The 15,917-nt window shown below is 61.1% G+C and carries 15 protein-coding genes; 10 read left to right on the forward strand and 5 right to left on the reverse strand.

Annotated elements, in window-relative coordinates; all coding sequences use genetic code 11:
• Window positions 1-56 precede the first annotated feature (56 nt).
• Entirely contained in the window at window positions 57-986 is a 930-nt protein-coding gene (locus AC1D19_RS21600; RefSeq protein WP_477760375.1) for a LysR family transcriptional regulator, read from the reverse strand.
• Window positions 987-1,213: 227 nt separating this feature from the next.
• On the opposite strand from AC1D19_RS21600, the gene AC1D19_RS21605 reads away from it, so the two are divergent.
• From AC1D19_RS21605 to AC1D19_RS21625, 5 genes are all read left to right on the forward strand, one after another.
• Entirely contained in the window at window positions 1,214-2,704 is a 1,491-nt protein-coding gene (locus tag AC1D19_RS21605; RefSeq protein WP_477764497.1) for an aldehyde dehydrogenase, read from the forward strand.
• Window positions 2,705-2,725: 21 nt separating this feature from the next.
• Window positions 2,726-4,096 carry an aspartate aminotransferase family protein gene (locus tag AC1D19_RS21610; protein ID WP_477764498.1) on the forward strand — a complete coding sequence of 457 codons (1,371 nt, stop codon included), beginning with the start codon at window positions 2,726-2,728 and terminating at the stop codon, window positions 4,094-4,096.
• Window positions 4,097-4,489: 393 nt separating this feature from the next.
• Window positions 4,490-5,476 (forward strand): ABC transporter substrate-binding protein, encoded by a 987-nt coding sequence (locus AC1D19_RS21615; protein ID WP_057400544.1) that lies wholly within the window; start codon window positions 4,490-4,492, stop codon window positions 5,474-5,476.
• Between the two features lie 8 nt (window positions 5,477-5,484).
• On the forward strand, window positions 5,485-6,288 hold the full coding sequence (locus AC1D19_RS21620) for an ABC transporter permease (protein ID WP_007990681.1): 804 nt from the start codon (window positions 5,485-5,487) through the stop codon (window positions 6,286-6,288).
• Window positions 6,276-7,109, forward strand: a complete 834-nt coding sequence (locus tag AC1D19_RS21625) for an ABC transporter ATP-binding protein (RefSeq protein WP_007975815.1) — start codon at window positions 6,276-6,278, stop codon at window positions 7,107-7,109. The genes AC1D19_RS21620 and AC1D19_RS21625 overlap by 13 nt, the downstream gene beginning before the upstream one ends.
• Window positions 7,110-7,238: 129 nt before the next feature.
• Here AC1D19_RS21625 and AC1D19_RS21630 read toward each other — a convergent pair whose 3' ends face one another.
• Together AC1D19_RS21630 and AC1D19_RS21635 are read right to left on the reverse strand one after the other, a co-directional pair.
• Window positions 7,239-8,318 (reverse strand): endonuclease/exonuclease/phosphatase family protein, encoded by a 1,080-nt coding sequence (locus tag AC1D19_RS21630; RefSeq protein ID WP_477764499.1) that lies wholly within the window; start codon window positions 8,316-8,318, stop codon window positions 7,239-7,241.
• Window positions 8,319-8,384: 66 nt separating this feature from the next.
• The gene (locus tag AC1D19_RS21635) at window positions 8,385-9,059 is read right to left on the reverse strand and encodes a YciC family protein (RefSeq protein ID WP_477764500.1); all 675 of its coding nucleotides are present in this window, start codon (window positions 9,057-9,059) and stop codon (window positions 8,385-8,387) included.
• A 179-nt stretch (window positions 9,060-9,238) separates the two neighbouring features.
• On the opposite strand from AC1D19_RS21635, the gene AC1D19_RS21640 reads away from it, so the two are divergent.
• The 3 genes from AC1D19_RS21640 to AC1D19_RS21650 all read left to right on the forward strand — a co-directional run bounded on the left by AC1D19_RS21640 (window position 9,239) and on the right by AC1D19_RS21650 (window position 11,259).
• Window positions 9,239-10,021 (forward strand): DUF2076 domain-containing protein, encoded by a 783-nt coding sequence (locus tag AC1D19_RS21640; protein WP_477764501.1) that lies wholly within the window; start codon window positions 9,239-9,241, stop codon window positions 10,019-10,021.
• 124 nt (window positions 10,022-10,145) lie between these two features.
• Window positions 10,146-10,625, forward strand: coding sequence for a LabA-like NYN domain-containing protein (locus tag AC1D19_RS21645; RefSeq protein WP_007990686.1), 480 nt, complete (start codon window positions 10,146-10,148; stop codon window positions 10,623-10,625).
• Between the two features lie 22 nt (window positions 10,626-10,647).
• The gene (locus AC1D19_RS21650; protein WP_477755002.1) at window positions 10,648-11,259 is read left to right on the forward strand and encodes a 3'-5' exonuclease; all 612 of its coding nucleotides are present in this window, start codon (window positions 10,648-10,650) and stop codon (window positions 11,257-11,259) included.
• Window positions 11,260-11,405: 146 nt separating this feature from the next.
• Here the strand turns inward: AC1D19_RS21650 and AC1D19_RS21655 are convergent, their stop codons facing one another.
• On the reverse strand, window positions 11,406-11,858 hold the full coding sequence (locus AC1D19_RS21655; RefSeq protein WP_007990688.1) for an Lrp/AsnC family transcriptional regulator: 453 nt from the start codon (window positions 11,856-11,858) through the stop codon (window positions 11,406-11,408).
• Between the two features lie 165 nt (window positions 11,859-12,023).
• On the opposite strand from AC1D19_RS21655, the gene yedA reads away from it, so the two are divergent.
• Both yedA and AC1D19_RS21665 read left to right on the forward strand, forming a co-directional pair.
• A complete protein-coding gene (gene yedA / locus AC1D19_RS21660) occupies window positions 12,024-12,956 on the forward strand; it encodes a drug/metabolite exporter YedA (protein ID WP_477764502.1) in 933 nt (310 codons plus the stop codon).
• A 65-nt stretch (window positions 12,957-13,021) separates the two neighbouring features.
• Entirely contained in the window at window positions 13,022-14,362 is a 1,341-nt protein-coding gene (locus AC1D19_RS21665; RefSeq protein WP_477764503.1) for a DEAD/DEAH box helicase, read from the forward strand.
• Window positions 14,363-14,479: 117 nt separating this feature from the next.
• Here the strand turns inward: AC1D19_RS21665 and AC1D19_RS21670 are convergent, their stop codons facing one another.
• Entirely contained in the window at window positions 14,480-15,721 is a 1,242-nt protein-coding gene (locus AC1D19_RS21670; RefSeq protein ID WP_477764521.1) for a TIGR03862 family flavoprotein, read from the reverse strand.
• Window positions 15,722-15,917 lie beyond the last annotated feature (196 nt).

The following is a 15,917-nucleotide window of genomic DNA, read 5'->3' on the forward strand; positions in this document are numbered from 1 at the left end:
TGCGATCTTTTGATCTTAAAAAATCAACGTCAAAAGATCGCAGCCTGCGGCAGCTCCTACACGGACGGCGTTGAGCTTTCGGATTTTGCGGTCAGCTGTTCGCGGCAATAGTCAGCGAACAACTGCGCCGGTTTGGTCAGTTGCCCGCGCTTGAGCCATGCCGCCACCAGCCCCGAACCGGTGACCTCTTCAGCGATGTCCACGCACACTACTTTCTGCCCGTCGTAGGTGCACTCCGAATGCGGTTTGGTCACCAGGATCGAGAACCCAAAACCCTGTCCCACCATGCCGCGCACCATCTCGATCGATGGCGAGCTGAAGGCGATGCGTGGGGTCAGGCCCAGCTCATCGAACAGGCTGACGAAGTAGGTTCGGCTCGGCTGCACGTCCAGAAGAATCATCGGCTCCAGGCACAGGTCCCGCAGCGACACCTGCGCCTGCTGGGCAAAGCGGTGATCCGCCGGCAGCAATGCGTAAGGCCGTTGCGCCGGCATCAAGGGTTCGGTTGCGATGGTGCCGTCGAGGTCGTGCTCGTAGAGGATCGCCAGATCGAAAGCACCGGAAGTCAGGCCCTGCACCAGCTCTTGTTGCTCGCCGTCGCGGATGCGGATTTCCACCCCCGGGTACAACGCCGAAAACCCGGCGATCAATTGCGGCAGGTACAGCGGTGCGACGGTTTCGAAACAGCCGATATCGATCTGCCCGGACACCACGTCGTTGTCGGCCAGGGCGTTCTGCTCGAACTCCTTGGCCATGCGCAGCAGCTCCTGGGCCTTGCGGTAAAAGCGGGCACCGCTGGGGGTCAACGACACGCCCTGGGCGTGATGGCGGATCAGCAGTTGCACACCGAAACTGTCTTCCAGCCCTTTGATGGCCGTGGAGATCGAAGGCTGTGCGATGTACAGCTTGCGCGAGGCCTCGGCGACGCTGCCGCATTCGACGGTGGTGATGAAGTATTTCAATTGACGCAGATTGTAGGCAGCCACAGCAAACCTCGGGGGGAGAACAGATCAGGCATCCTGGCAATTTGCGCGCCACCCCTATCCGCTCGGGCAGCGATTTGTTGTGATTGAACAATAACCACATGCTGCGCCAGAAGGGAGATTGGCTACGTAGTTTTTTCTTGGCCTGCGAACACATTTTTACTGGTTTTCCACCGCTTGGGCCTGAGCGACTATCCAATACACAAGAATGTCCTCTGGAGCATCTGAACGTGTTCGAGCTTGAGTATTGGCAACGCAAAGTCGCATCCCTGCGGTTTCCCGACCATGCCGTGATCGACGGCCAGCACCGTGGGGCGCAGTCGGGGCAGACTTTCGCCGCGATCAACCCCGCCACCGGTCAATGCCTGGCAAATGTCGCGGCATGTGGCGAGGAAGACGTGAACGCGGCGGTGCGTAATGCGCGGCAGGTCTTCGAGGCGGGTACCTGGGCGGCGCGCTCACCGACCGAACGCAAGCAAGTGCTGTTGCGCCTGGCCGACTTGATTCTCGAAAACCGTGAAGAGCTGGCACTGCTCGATTCGCTGAACATGGGCAAACCTGTCGCCGATGCCTACAACATCGACGTGCCGGGTGCCGCTGGAGTGTTCCGCTGGTACGCCGAAAGCCTCGACAAACTCTACGATCAGGTCGCGCCGAGTGCGCAGAACGTGCTGGCGACCATCACCCGTGAAGCCCTGGGTGTAGTGGCGGCCGTGGTGCCGTGGAATTTCCCCCTGGACATGGCTGCGTGGAAACTCGCCCCGGCCCTGGCCGCCGGTAACTCGGTAATCCTCAAACCGGCCGAGCAGTCGCCTTTTTCTGCCCTGCGCCTGGCGGAGCTGGCGCTGGAAGCCGGTGTACCAGCGGGTGTGTTGAACGTGCTGCCGGGCCTTGGCGAGCAGACCGGCAAGGCCCTCGGCCTGCACCCGGACGTCGATTGCCTGGTGTTCACCGGTTCCACCGAAGTCGGCAAGTATTTCATGCAGTACTCGGCCCAGTCGAACCTCAAGCAAGTGTGGCTGGAGTGCGGCGGCAAGAGCGCGAACCTGGTGTTCGCCGATTGCCAGGACCTGGATCTGGCGGCCGAGAAAGCCGCGTTCGGCATCTTCTTCAATCAGGGCGAAGTCTGTTCGGCCAACTCGCGGTTGCTGGTGCAGCGTTCGATTCATGACGAGTTCGTCGAACGCCTCAAGGCCCAGGCCGAACGCTGGCAGCCCGGCGATCCGCTGCACCCGTCGAGCGCCGCCGGGGCCATCGTCGACAGCCGTCAGACCGCGCGCATCATGAAATTCATCCAGCAGGCCGAGCAGCAAGGCGCGACCAAGGTTTGTGGCGGTCGGCAGTCGATCTTCAACGGCTCGGACAACTTCATTCAGCCGACGATTTTTACCGGCGTGACCCCGGACATGCCGCTGTTTCGCGATGAAGTGTTCGGCCCGGTGCTGGCCGTCACGGCGTTCGACGACGAGGCCCATGCCTTGCACTTGGCCAACGACAGCGTCTACGGGCTGGCAGCTTCACTGTGGACCGACGACCTCAACCGCGCCCATCGTGTGGCCCGACAATTGCGGGCCGGTACGGTGTCGGTCAACAGCGTTGATGCACTTGACGTGACCGTGCCTTTTGGCGGCGGCAAGCAGTCGGGTTTCGGCCGCGACCTGTCCCTGCATTCATTCGATAAATACACCCAGTTGAAGACCACCTGGTTTCAATTGCGCTGATAACAAAACGGAGAACTGGCGATGACCACACCACGTGAAACCCGCGACTACCAGGCCGCCGACGCTGCGCACCACATCCATGCGTTCGTCGATCAGAAAGCCCTCAATGACGAGGGGCCACGGGTGATGGTCCGTGGCGAGCGCCTGCACCTGTGGGACAACGATGGCCGGCGTTACCTCGACGGCATGTCCGGGTTGTGGTGCACCAACCTCGGTTACGGGCGCAAGGACCTGGCCCTCGCGGCGAGCCAGCAACTGGAGCAGCTGCCGTACTACAACATGTTTTTCCACACCACCCACCCGCAGGTGATCGAGCTGTCCGAGCTGCTGTTCAGCCTGCTGCCGGGTCACTACAGCCACGCGATCTACACTAACTCCGGCTCTGAAGCCAACGAGGTGTTGATCCGCACGGTGCGTCGTTACTGGCAGGTGCTCGGCAAGCCCGAGAAGAAAATCATGATCGGCCGCTGGAACGGTTACCACGGTTCGACCCTGGCCGCGACGGCGCTCGGCGGCATGAAATTCATGCACGAAATGGGCGGCATGATTCCGGACATCGAGCACATCGACGAGCCGTACTTCTTCGCTCACGAGGGCAACCTGACGCCGGCCGAATTCGGTCTGCGTGCGGCACAGCAACTGGAAGCGAAGATTCTCGAACTGGGGGCGGACAAGGTCGCTGGCTTTATCGCCGAACCGTTCCAGGGCGCTGGCGGCATGATCTTCCCGCCGGAAAGCTACTGGCCGGAAATCCAGCGCATTTGCCGCAAATACGACGTGCTGCTGTGCGCCGATGAAGTGATCGGCGGCTTCGGTCGTACCGGCGAATGGTTCGCTCACGAGTACTTCGGTTTCGAGCCGGACACCCTGTCCATCGCCAAGGGCCTGACCTCGGGCTACATCCCCATGGGCGGCTTGATCCTGTCGAAAAAAATGGCCTCGGTGCTGGTGGAGCAGGGCGGCGTGTTTGCCCACGGCCTGACCTATTCCGGGCACCCGGTGGCGGCAGCGGTGGCGATTGCCAACCTCAAGGCGCTGCGTGATGAAGGCGTGGTGACGCGGGTCAAAGACGACATCGGCCCGTACCTGCAACAGTGCCTGCGCGAAGTGTTCGGCAAGCACCCGTTGGTGGGTGATATCCAGGGCACCGGCATGGTCGCGGCGCTGCAACTGGCCGAAGACAAATCCACTCGCAAGCGTTTTGCCAACGAGAACGATATTGCGTGGCGCTGCCGTACGATTGGTTTCGAGGAGGGGGTGATCATTCGTTCGACGTTGGGCCGGATGATCATGGCACCGGCGTTGATTGCCAGTCGTGAAGAGATTGATGAGCTGATCAGCAAGACCCTGAAAGCGCTGGATCGTACGGCGCAGGAATACGGTCGGCTCTGATCTTGCTGGAAGGTCCTGCGGACCTTATCGCGAGCAAGCTCGCTCCCACATGGAACTGAGTTGATCCCAATGTTGTGGTCAACCTGGAACCCCTGTGGGAGCGGGCTTGCTCGCGAATGCTATGGCCGATTCAACACATTTTTACCGCCTTGCACCCACCTCGGGCATCCCCGCCCACAGCGCCCTTTCGCGGTGCGCGCTAACGAGTTTTTTCATCGTTCGCATCGACATATTTCCTCATTTTCCTAATCCCGCCCTTGGGCCAACATCGATCTCGCCAGCCCGCCGAATGCTGCCCGCCGAAGGGTCCCCGAGAGACCATAGGTCGCAGCCTGTTCAGGGCTCGCCGTACTGCCCATGACAAAACTAAATCAACAGCTTTGGGAGTGCTCCATGATCAAGTCCTTGCTTACCCGCGTTGCCCATCCACTGGCGGTCACCGCCATCGCCGCGACGGTCGCCACCAGCGCCCAGGCCGGCACCCTGTCCATCGGTCATACCACCTGGGTCGGCTACGGCACCCTGTACCTGGCCCAGGACCTTGGCTACTTCAAGGAAAACGGTTTGACCGTCGAGTTGCCGGTGGTCGAAGAAGCGGCGATGTACATGGCCGCACAAGCTTCCGGCGAGTTGTCCGGCTCGGCGTCGACCATCGACGAGGTGCTCAAGTACCGTCCGCAATTCTGCTTCAAGGCTGTGGCCGCACTTGATGACAGCCATGGTGGCGACGGCGTGCTGGTGGGCAAGGACGTCAAGAGCCTGCAGGAGCTCAAGGGCCAGGCCGTGGCAGTAAACGAAGGTTCGACTTCGCAATTCTGGTTGTCGTATCTGTTGAAAAAGAACGGCATGAAAATGAGCGACATCACTGTGCAGAACATGACGGCCGACGACGCCGCCACCGCGTTCATCGCCGGTCGCGTACCGGCTGCCGTGACTTGGGAACCTCACCTGTCGATGGTTCGCGACAAGCAGCAGGGCAAGGTGCTGATCGACAGCAGCAGCACACCGGGGGTGATCGTCGACGTTGTTGCACTGAACTGCACCGTGATCGAAAAGCAGCCGGAAGACGTCAAGGCACTGGTGGCCGGTTTGTATAAAGCCGTGCAGTACACCAAGGATCATCCACAGGAAGCCTACAAAATCATGGCCAAGGGCGTTGGCGGTTACCTGGCCGATCCGAAGGAGCTGGAAGCCGCCGCCCAGGGCGTGCGCTTCTACGATCAGGCCATGAGCGAAAAACTTCTGGGCGCACCGGGCAAGCCGGGTGACAGCGCGCCGCTGATCAAGCTGGCCAACGAGACCGCCAGCGAGCTGCAAGGCAAGCCCTACAACGTCAGCAATGACGACCTGATCGACAACCGCTTCGTCACCCCGCTCTAGGAGGCTGCATGTTCAAGCGCAATTCATGGCTGAGCCGCTGCATCACGCCCAAGACCGGTTTGCCGGTCTCGGTGATCTGGAGCGCGAGCGGTCTTGCCTGGGTGCTGTTGGTCGGCCTGTGGGCCGGCTTGTCCTACGGTGGCGTGGTGCCGGGCATGTTCCTGCCGACGCCGGGCGCGGTGGTCGAGGCCGCCGTGCGCCTGGGGCGCGACGGCACCCTCGGCCAGCATGTGTGGGCCAGTGTCGAAGTGGTGATGGTCGGTTTCATCGTGTCGTCCCTGGTGGCGGTACCGCTGGGACTGCTGATGGGCAGCTTCCGCATCGTCCAGGCGTTCCTTGAGCCACTGGTGAATTTCATTCGCTACCTACCGGTGACCTCGTTCGTGCCGCTGTTCATCCTGTGGATCGGCATCGGTCTGGAGCAGCGGGTGTCGGTGATCATCTTCGGCGTGTTCTTCCAGCAACTGGTGATGATCGCGGACGTGTCCAAAGGCATCTCCAAGGACCTGATCAATGCCTCCTATACCCTCGGTTCGAACCGTCGTGACGCGGTGCTGCATGTGATCGCCCCGGCGTCCCTGCCGGGCGTGCTCGACACCTTGCGGGTGACCATGGGCTGGGCCTGGACTTACCTGGTGGTGGCTGAACTGGTCGCCGCTTCCAGTGGCCTGGGTTACCTGAGCCTCAAGGCCATGCGTGGCTTTCAGGTGGATGTGATTTTCCTGGCCATCGCGATCATCGGCCTGCTGGGCCTGGTCACCGATCAACTGTTCCGTTTCCTACGTCTGAGGATCACCGCATGGGCTCAGTAACCGCCGCCACTCATCGTTTTGTTGCCCCTCAGGCTGCCCCGGTGAACGCCCCTCGGCTGCAAGTGGACAAGGTCAGCCTGCGTTACAAGAAACCCGATGGCGGTACCTTTACCGCGTTGGAGGAAGTGTCGTTCGAGGTGCCGGACCAGCAATTCGCGGTACTGGTGGGGCCTTCGGGCTGCGGGAAGTCGAGCCTGCTATACCTCACCGCCGGCCTGGCCGAACCGACATCAGGCGAGATTTACGTCGGCGGCCAACAGGTGGAAGGCCCCGGTGCGGATCGCGGCATGGTGTTCCAGAGCTACACGTTGTTCCCGTGGCTGACGGTGCGCCAGAACGTCGAGTTCGGCCTCAAGCGGCGCGGCATGCCAGCGGCGCAACGCAAGGACATCGTCGATTACTACGTCAATGAGGTGGGCCTGAGCGGCTTTGCCGACAACTACGCCAAGCAGCTGTCTGGCGGGATGATGCAACGCGTGGCGATTGCCCGGGCGCTGGCGAACGACCCGCAGATCCTGCTGATGGACGAACCCTTCGGCGCCCTCGACAGCCAGACGCGCCTGCAAATGCAGCAGTTGTTGCTGCGGGTGTGGGGCAACAGCAAGAAGACGGTGTTGTTCGTGACCCACGACATCGACGAGGCGATTCTGCTGGGCGACCGTGTGTATGTGATGGGCGCCAGGCCGGGGCGGATCAAGCAGATTCTGGACGTGCCGATCGAGCGTCCACGTAACCTGGACATGGTCATGGAGCGCTCGTTCATCGAGATGAAACGCGAGATCTTCGGGCTGCTGCATGATGATCTGGAGGAGGTGCATTAAGTCGCCAATGCACACCCCTGTAGGAGCTGGCTTGCCAGCGAAAGCGGTGCAATAAACGACATTGATGTTGGATGTACTGGCCTCTTCGCTGGCAAGCCAGCTCCTACAAGGTTTTGTGTTGATTCGGAATCAGGGCGCAACCGGCAACAGGAACCGCGCAATCACCGGCAGGTGATCGGAGATGCGCAACGTATCGTCCTGCCGCACCATCGCCTCCACCCGTTTGATCCGCGGGCTGTAGAACAGGTAGTCGACGGTCCGGTCCGGTCCGTTCAGCCCGGGATCGTTCGGGTAATGGGTCAGCCAGCGTTCGCGGTCGATACCACTGACTTCGTTGTTGCTCGGGATCATCGGGTACTTGTCCCACAGCAGGTGTAGCGGGCTGTCGGCGGAGTAGGGTGCGCGTTGCGCATCGGACAGGCGCCGATACTGGCCCAGCGGTAACAGGTTGAAGTCCCCACCGATCAGCCACGGCGTGCCACGGCTTTCGAGTTTATCGAGGGCCCTGGCCACGGCGGTCACCTGGTTTTGCAAGGTATTGTCAGCTTGGGTGGCGCGGTCCAGATGGGTATTGAGCACCGTTATTTGTCCGCCATCACTCAACGGCAAGTAGCTCACCAGCAAGGCGTCTTTGGGTTTGAATTGGCTGCTGACCGGATTTCCCGAGGCGATGGGCAGTTGCAGCCGTTCGGCATGTTCGATCTGGTAACGGCTCAGGGTCGCCAGTTGCCGGCCGACACTGCCGAAAATGTGCGTGTTCGGCACGAAGTCGGCCTTCCAGTCGAACGCGCTGGTGCCACAGGGATACAAGTCGGTGAGCCGTTCTTGCAGCAGTTTGAACTGGTGCTGGTAATCGCTGGCCTTGGCGCCGTCGTCCAGTTCCTGCAACAGCACGATGTCCGGCTGTTCGTCGCGAATCACCCGCGCCACTTCGTCGAGGCTGAAAGCCATGTCTTCCGCTGTGGGACGTTCGTCGGTACCGGCGGCCAGGTCATTCCAGAACACGTAACGCTTGCCGGCAAGGTACTGGACGTTCCAGGTCATCACCTTCAACGCCTGCCCGGGGACCAGGGTGGGTGCCTGGGCGTTGCAACTGACTGGCAAAACTTCTTTGGCGTCGGGGCGCCAGGTCAGGCTGTAGATCATCACGGCGATCAGGCCGATCACGATCAGCAGGCCCAGCAGGGTGTAGCGCAGTAGACGGGTCATGGCTCGGCTTATTGGCGTTACAAAATTGTTCCCGAGCATACCCGAGAGCGATGGTCGCGCCCAAGGTCAGAGCGAGCTGTCATTTCTTTCAGTCAACGGGTTGATCAGCATGAACAGACGGAACAGCACCACGCTGGTAAACAGCTGCAGGAAACTGTGGGCGCTGTCGATAAGCAGCGAGATCACCGGGTTTTGCGGTTCCGGATACACCGCCAGGGTGGCCCCCTTGAGCAGCCACAACGGCCCCATCACACTCAGGATGCACAGCAGGATGCGCAGAAAATGGCCGCGGGTCATGCGCAGGCTTTCCTTCATGGCCGCCAGTGGCGCCAGGCCGCGCAACACCAGCAGGTATTCGCCAAACGCCAGGGTCACCATCAGGTAGATACCCGGCAGGAAGTACAGTGACAGGCCTAGCAGAATCAGCACGGTATTGAGCGCCGTCAGCAGGGCGAAGCGTGGCCACAGGCTCGCCGCCGTCGCCAGCAGGTCGCGGTTGCGCGGCGACTCGCCGCGGCTGCGGGCGTCGAGAAACAGAATCAGCGCGGCGGTGTACAGCGGGTACACCAGCAAGCCGACGATCACGCTGATGCCGGGGAAACTGTCCGGCTCCGTGGAGTGGTCGACCACTTGTTGCAGCAGCGCCTCAAGCATCACCAGCGGCAGGCACAGCTGCACGATCTGGCCAAGATTGCGCTTGAAGAAATACAGCGAGTCACGCAGGACATCTAACGGATTCATCAGTGGGTATCGCAGGTTGGAAGCAGTCGCTCACTTTAACCGATCAAGTGCTCGGGGACGCAAACGTAAACGTTCGGTAAAGGTCATTGAAACATCTTGTTTCAGCCTCCATTAAGGTCGAGCACCTTATCCTCAGTGGAAAAGGGCAACGATTTCCCCCGGCAATCTACGAGGTCGCCATGAACAGCGAAGAACAAACCCTGATCGATGGACTGTTTTCCCGGCTGCAACAGGCCGAAACGGACTCAGCCCCGCGCGACGCCCAGGCCGAGGCGCGGATCAAGGAACACCTGACGCGCCAGCCGGCGGCAGGTTATTTCATGACCCAGGCGATTCTGGTGCAAGAGGCGGCGATCAAGAGCCTCGACGAGCAGAACCAGCAACTGACCCGGCAAGTCCAGCAGTTGCAGGCCGAATTGCAACAGGTCAAGGCTCAGGCAACCCCGGCTCCGGCTCCGAGTAGCGGTGGCTTTTTGTCGAGTATTTTTGGTGGCGCTTCCCGTGATCCACAACCGGCACCGACCCAGAGCGCGCCGCCATCGAGTGGTGGTTGGCGTGAGCCGGGGCGCTCGTCGTTCGGTTCGCAACCGCCACAGCAGAACTTCGGTGCCCCACAGCAGAACTTTCCACAGCAAGGCTATGCGCCGCAACAGCAGGCTCCGGCAGCGGCCGGCAGCAGTTTCCTCGGTGGTGCGCTGAAAACCGCCGCCGGCGTGGCGGGTGGCGTGATGCTGGCGCAAGGCATCAGCAGCCTGTTCCATCACAATCAGCAACCGGAAGTCGTCGAAGTCATCAAGGAAGAGCCGGCCCAGGTCAATGACCAGGGCAACAATGGCTGGGGCGATGACCAGCGCATGGCCGGTAACGACTCCTACGGCAACGATCAGGGCGGGTTCAGCGACGCCGACTACAGCGATGACAACTCATCGTTCTTCGGCGGCGACGACGATTCCTTCGTCTGACACATATGTGGCAAGGGAGCTTGCTCCCTTGCCACATAGCTGATTATTCGCGGAACAATCCTTTGGGCTGGCATACTGGGCGACCTTTCGGGCCTGGTGCCTGATTCAGCCTTGAGGAAAGCCGGTGAAAAAAATCGCAGTGTTCGCCGATGTCCAGAACCTCTACTACACCGTGCGTCAGGCTTATGGTTGCCACTTCAACTACGCCGCACTGTGGGCTGACATCAGCAAACAGGGCGAGATCGTCGAAGCCTACGCCTACGCCATCGACCGTGGCGACAGCAAACAGCAGCAGTTCCAGCAGATCCTGCGCAACCTCGGTTTCACCGTGAAGCTCAAGCCGTACATCCAGCGCAGCGATGGTTCGGCCAAGGGCGACTGGGACGTGGGCATTACTCTCGACATCATGGATGCCGCCGACCATGTCGATGAAATCGTCCTGGCCTCCGGCGATGGTGATTTCGACATGCTGCTGGAACGCATCATCAGCAAGCACGGGGTGCAGGCGGTGGCCTACGGCGTGCCGGGCCTGACGGCGAACTCGCTGATCCGCGCCGCCAGCCGTTACGTGCCGATCGAAGGCGCGTTGTTGCTCAAGAATTGATTTTTACGGAGTTGAACCAGGTTTGGAACGCATAGCAGTCATCGACTTCGAAACCACCGGGATCTCCCCGAGCAGCAGCTGCCGGGCCACGGAAATTGCCGTGGTGATCCTTGAACAGGGGCGCATCGTCGAGCGTTACCAAAGCCTGATGAACGCCGGTGTGCGCGTCCCGGCCTTCATCGAGCAACTCACCGGCATCAGCAACGCCATGCTGCGTACGGCGCCGTCGGCGGAGCAGGTGATGAACGAAGTGAATGAATTCGTCGGCACCACGCCACTGCTGGCGCACAACGCCGCATTCGACCAGAAGTTCTGGGACTTCGAACTGGGGCGAATCAAACGCACCCGCTTGCAGAACTTTGCCTGCTCGCTGCTACTGGCCCGCCGGCTGATGCCCGCCGCGCCGAACCACAAGCTCGGCACCCTCACCACATTCGCCAACCTGCCCCACACCGGCAAGGCCCACCGGGCCATGGCCGATGCCGAGATGGCCGCCAACCTGACGGCGCACCTGGCCGAGGAGTTGCGGCACAAGCATGGCTTGCGCGAGCTGTCCCATGACTTGTTGTGCAAATTGCAGAAAGTGCCGGCGGCGAAGGTGAACGAACACCTCAAGCGCTATCGCGGATTCTGAATACACCGCAAATCCCTGTAGGAGCTGCCGAGTGAAACGAGGCTGCGATCTTTTGACTTTGATTTTAAAGATCAAGATCAAGAGATCGCAGCCTCGTTTCACTCGACAGCTCCTACGGTCCTACGGTCCTACAGTCCTACAGAAAGCTATTTGCCATTACCTTCGATATGCCCCAACGGCACCCGCTTCTCGATGGCGCTGGACAACACAATCGACGTCTTGCTGAACCCGAACGTTGCGATCCGGTTGATCAGTTCTTCCAGCTCCGGCATCGAGCCCACAGCCGCTTGCATGATCACGCATGGGTCACCCGTCACCCGATGGCATTCGGTCAATTGCGGGATTTTGATCAGGTCGTCGTAGGCTTTCTGGTTGCCGTGCTGGTTCAGGCGCAGTTCGATCACGCACTGGATCGGCAGGCCGAGCTTGGCCATGTCGACCTTTGCCTGATAGCCGGTAATCACACCGCTGGCTTCGAGCTTGGCCACGCGCTCGGCCACGGCCGGGGCGGACAGGTTGACCTTGCGCGCCAGGTCGGCGTAGGACGCGCGACCGTTTTCCAGCAGGGCGCTGAGCAGCATGCGGTCGTACTTATCCATCGGGGCGACTCCTGAAAATGGCCGACTTTCGAAAACACGGTTTATAGCGCTGAACTCCGTGTTTTGAAAAGTGTACTGGCGCTTTAAACAGGTTTTGTAACTTATTTTTCGACGCTGGCCTTTCTAGAATAGCCGTTCACTTGTCCTTGCCTGTGAGCTGCCCCCATGTCCGGCCCTCGTCGCTTTCCCTTACCCTTGATCGCTGCCTTCTTCGCCTTGTATGTGATTTGGGGCTCGACCTACCTGGTGATCCGCATCGGCGTGGAGTACTGGCCGCCGTTGCTGCTTGCGGGCATCCGCTTCGTGATCGCCGGAACCTTGATGTATGGCTTCCTGCGCTGGCGCGGGGCGCCGGCACCGACCTGGGCGCAATGGAAGGCCGCGGGGATGATCGGCGTATTGCTGCTGGCGTGCGGTAACGGTGCGGTCAGTGTGGCCGAGCATACGGGCGTGGCCTCTGGGGTGGCCGCTTTGGCAGTGGCGACCGTGCCGCTGTTTACCTTGCTCTGCGGATATTTCTGGGGCGCGCGTAATACCCGTCTCGAATGGGCCGGGATTGTGCTCGGCTTGATCGGTATTGCCATGCTCAACCTCGGTTCCAACCTGCAGTCGAGCCCGTTGGGCGCGGCCCTGCTGATTTTCGCGGCGGCAACCTGGGCCTTTGGCTCGGTGTGGAGCAAACACTTGCCGTTGCCTCAAGGCGCAATGGCCAGTGCCGTGGAAATGCTGGTGGGCGGCGTCGTGTTGCTGATCGCCAGCGCAGTCAGCGGTGAACACCTGGAAAAGATGCCGCCGATCGAAGGTTGGGCCGCGTTGGCGTATCTGACCGTGTTCGGTTCGATCATCGCCTTCAACGCCTACATGTACCTGTTGAAGCACGTGCGTCCGGCCGCGGCCACCAGTTATGCCTACGTCAACCCGGCGGTGGCTGTGTTGCTGGGGATCGTGTTCGTCGGCGAAACCATCGGTATTGAAGAAGCCCTGGCGATGGCGGTAATCATCAGCGCCGTAGTATTGATTGGCCTGCCGCAGTGGCGTCGCACGCCAGCGCGGCCAGTGGTGGCGACGGTAGTACCGACAGAATCCCGTGTGAATTAGGGTAAACTGCGCGCCATTGCACACTCGTTTTGCACAACTGCGCTGAATTTTCCTACGGTACTCCCATGACTTTCGCCACCCTTGGCCTGATCGAACCCTTGCTGCGCTCCCTTGAGACGCTCGGCTACCAGACTCCGACGCCGGTTCAGGCGCAAGCCGTTCCGGCGGTGCTGGCCGGTCGCGACCTGATGGCCGCGGCCCAGACCGGCACCGGCAAGACCGCCGGTTTCGCCCTGCCGCTGTTGCAACTGCTGGCCATGGAAGGGCCGAAAGTCACTGCCAACTCGGTGCGCGCGCTGATCCTGGTGCCGACCCGCGAACTGGCCGAGCAGGTTCACGAAGCCGTGCGCCAGTACGCCGAAAACCTGCCGCTGCGTACTTACGCGGTGTACGGCGGCGTCAGCATCAACCCGCAAATGATGAAACTGCGCAGCGGTGTCGACCTGCTGGTGGCGACTCCGGGCCGCTTGCTCGACCTTTTCCGCCAGAACGCGCTGAAGTTCAACCAGCTGCAAACCCTGGTGCTGGACGAAGCCGACCGCATGCTCGACCTGGGCTTTTCCGAAGAGCTGGCGAACATTTACCGCGCGCTGCCTAAGAAACGTCAGACGCTATTGTTCTCCGCCACCTTCTCCGATGACATCCGCCTGCTGGCCGGGCAGATGCTCAACGATCCGCTGACAATCGAAGTCAGCCCGCGCAACGTCGCGGCCAATACGGTCAAGCAATGGATCGTGACGGTGGACAAGAAGCGCAAGCCGGAGTTGTTCGTGCACCTGATGCGCAAGGGCAAGTGGAAGCAGGTGCTGGTGTTCGCCAAGACCCGCAACGGCGTGGACGCGCTGGTGGATAAACTCCAGGGTCTGGGCATCAACGCTGACGGCATCCACGGCGACAAACCCCAGGCGACTCGTCAGCGCGCACTGGACCGCTTCAAGGCGAGTGAAGTGCAGATCCTGGTCGCCACCGATGTGGCGGCCCGTGGCCTGGACATCGAAGACCTGCCGTTGGTGGTCAACTTCGACTTGCCGATCGTCGCCGAAGACTACATCCACCGCATTGGTCGTACTGGCCGCGCGGGTTCGACGGGCGAGGCGATTTCCCTGGTCTGCGCCGATGAAGTGAATCTGCTGTCGGCTATCGAGATGCTGACCCGCCAGACCTTGAAGCGGCAGAACGAGCCGGACTTCGAGCCCGAGCACCGCGTACCGGACACCGATGCCAGTGGCCAGGTCGTCAAGAAGCCGAAGAAACCGAAGAAGCCCAAGGCTTCCGGTGGTGGCGGTGGTAAACGCAATCTGGGTAAGTGGGTGGATAGCGGAGAGGTTGCGCCGGCGGAGCCTTCGATCAAGCCTGTGCGCAAGGTGCCGGTGTTCAATACCGGGCCGCGTAAGCGTAAGCCTTGATTAACTGCGGCGTCTGTTAAGCCGCCTTCGCGAGCAGGCTCGCTCCTACAAGGGGTCTGCGTTGTTCACAAATCCCCTGTAGGAGCGAGCCTGCTCGCGAAGGGCGCGCCGCGGTCTTCAGCCTTTGTGCTTCAACCACTCCACCATCCCCAACCCGGCCGCTCGCCCACTGGCGAAACACGCGGTCAGCAGATAGCCGCCGGTCGGCGCTTCCCAATCGAGCATTTCCCCGGCGCAAAACACGCCAGGTAGTTGCTTGAGCATCAATCGCTCATCCATCGCCTCGAACAACACACCGCCAGCGCTGCTGATGGCCTCATCCAGTGGACGGGTTTTCACCAGCGTCAGGGGCAATGCCTTGATCGCGTTGGCCAGCAAGGCCATGTCAGCAAAGCAGTCGACGCCGGTCAGTTCACGCAATAGCGCCGCTTTGACCCCATCGATACCCAACTGACTGTGCAGGTGCTTGGCCATGGAGCGCGATCCCCGGGGTTTGCTCAACGCCGCCATAACTTTATCCACAGGCCGGCCCGGCAACAGGTCCAGATGAATCGTTGCCGAACCGTGCCGGTTGATCGCCTCGCGGATCGCTGCCGACAGGGCGTAGATCAGACTGCCCTCGATCCCGGTGGCGGTAATCACACATTCGCCGAGCCGCGGCACGTCATCGTTAAGGCCAATGGCGATGTTTTTCAGCGGCGCGCCAGCGAATTTGCTGACCATCAATTCGCTCCAGGCCTGTACCTCGAAGCCGCAATTACTGGGTTGCAACGGCGCCAGTCCCACGCCGTGTTGCTCCAGCGACAACATCCACGCGCCGTCCGAGCCCAGCCGCGACCAACTGCCGCCACCGAGGGCGAGCAGGGTGGCATCGGCTTGAACGGTCTTTTCGCCTTCCGGGCTGTCGATGCGCAATCCGCCACGCTCGTCCCAGCCGAGCCAGCGGTGGCGGGTGTGGATAACTACGCCGCTGTCGCGCAGACGCTTGAGCCAGGCGCGTAGCAGCGGCGCGGCTTTCATGTCGGTGGGGAATACCCGGCCGGAACTGCCGACGAAGGTTTCGATGCCTAGCTCGTGAATCCATTGGCACAGCGCATCGGCACCGAAGCCGCGCAGCAGCGGGGCGATCTGCGGGGCGCGTTCGGCGTAGCGCGAGAGAAACGCCGGGTAGGCTTCAGAGTGAGTGATGTTCATGCCGCCGACGCCGGCCAGGAGGAATTTTCGTCCGACCGAAGGCATGCCGTCGTACAGGTCGACCTTGATCCCGGCCTGGCTCAACACTTCGGCCGCCATCAGACCGGCGGGGCCGCCGCCGATGATGGCGACGTGAGGGGGGAGGGCTGGCGAGGATTGGGTCATGGGGTGCGCTGCGGTCTGACGGAATAAGCCGCGCATTCTACCAGCCCCATCCCCTGTAGGAGCGAGCCTGCTCACTCCTAGAGGGTTTAGAGGTGTCTTTGAAAGGGTGGTTAAAAAACGACCATCTCTCTGTAGCCTATAAGTCGTGTGGCCTGTAGTCCCTTTCACTCAGGTTATCCACAGGCAGTTCCACAGG

The organism is Pseudomonas sp. P1_C12 (genome assembly GCF_056406435.1).

Bases quoted from the DNA above. Each gene is read 5' to 3' on its own strand.
- AC1D19_RS21625 (WP_007975815.1), top strand. From the start codon at position 6,276: ATGGGCTCAGTAACCGCCGCCACTCATCGTTTTGTTGCCCCTCAGGCT.
- AC1D19_RS21615 (WP_057400544.1), top strand. From the start codon at position 4,490: ATGATCAAGTCCTTGCTTACCCGCGTTGCCCATCCACTGGCGGTCACC.
- AC1D19_RS21610 (WP_477764498.1), top strand. From the start codon at position 2,726: ATGACCACACCACGTGAAACCCGCGACTACCAGGCCGCCGACGCTGCG.
- AC1D19_RS21655 (WP_007990688.1), bottom strand. From the start codon at position 11,858: ATGGATAAGTACGACCGCATGCTGCTCAGCGCCCTGCTGGAAAACGGT.
- AC1D19_RS21635 (WP_477764500.1), bottom strand. From the start codon at position 9,059: ATGAATCCGTTAGATGTCCTGCGTGACTCGCTGTATTTCTTCAAGCGC.
- AC1D19_RS21670 (WP_477764521.1), bottom strand. From the start codon at position 15,721: ATGACCCAATCCTCGCCAGCCCTCCCCCCTCACGTCGCCATCATCGGC.
- AC1D19_RS21665 (WP_477764503.1), top strand. From the start codon at position 13,022: ATGACTTTCGCCACCCTTGGCCTGATCGAACCCTTGCTGCGCTCCCTT.
- yedA (WP_477764502.1), top strand. From the start codon at position 12,024: ATGTCCGGCCCTCGTCGCTTTCCCTTACCCTTGATCGCTGCCTTCTTC.
- AC1D19_RS21620 (WP_007990681.1), top strand. From the start codon at position 5,485: ATGTTCAAGCGCAATTCATGGCTGAGCCGCTGCATCACGCCCAAGACC.
- AC1D19_RS21640 (WP_477764501.1), top strand. From the start codon at position 9,239: ATGAACAGCGAAGAACAAACCCTGATCGATGGACTGTTTTCCCGGCTG.
- AC1D19_RS21630 (WP_477764499.1), bottom strand. From the start codon at position 8,318: ATGACCCGTCTACTGCGCTACACCCTGCTGGGCCTGCTGATCGTGATC.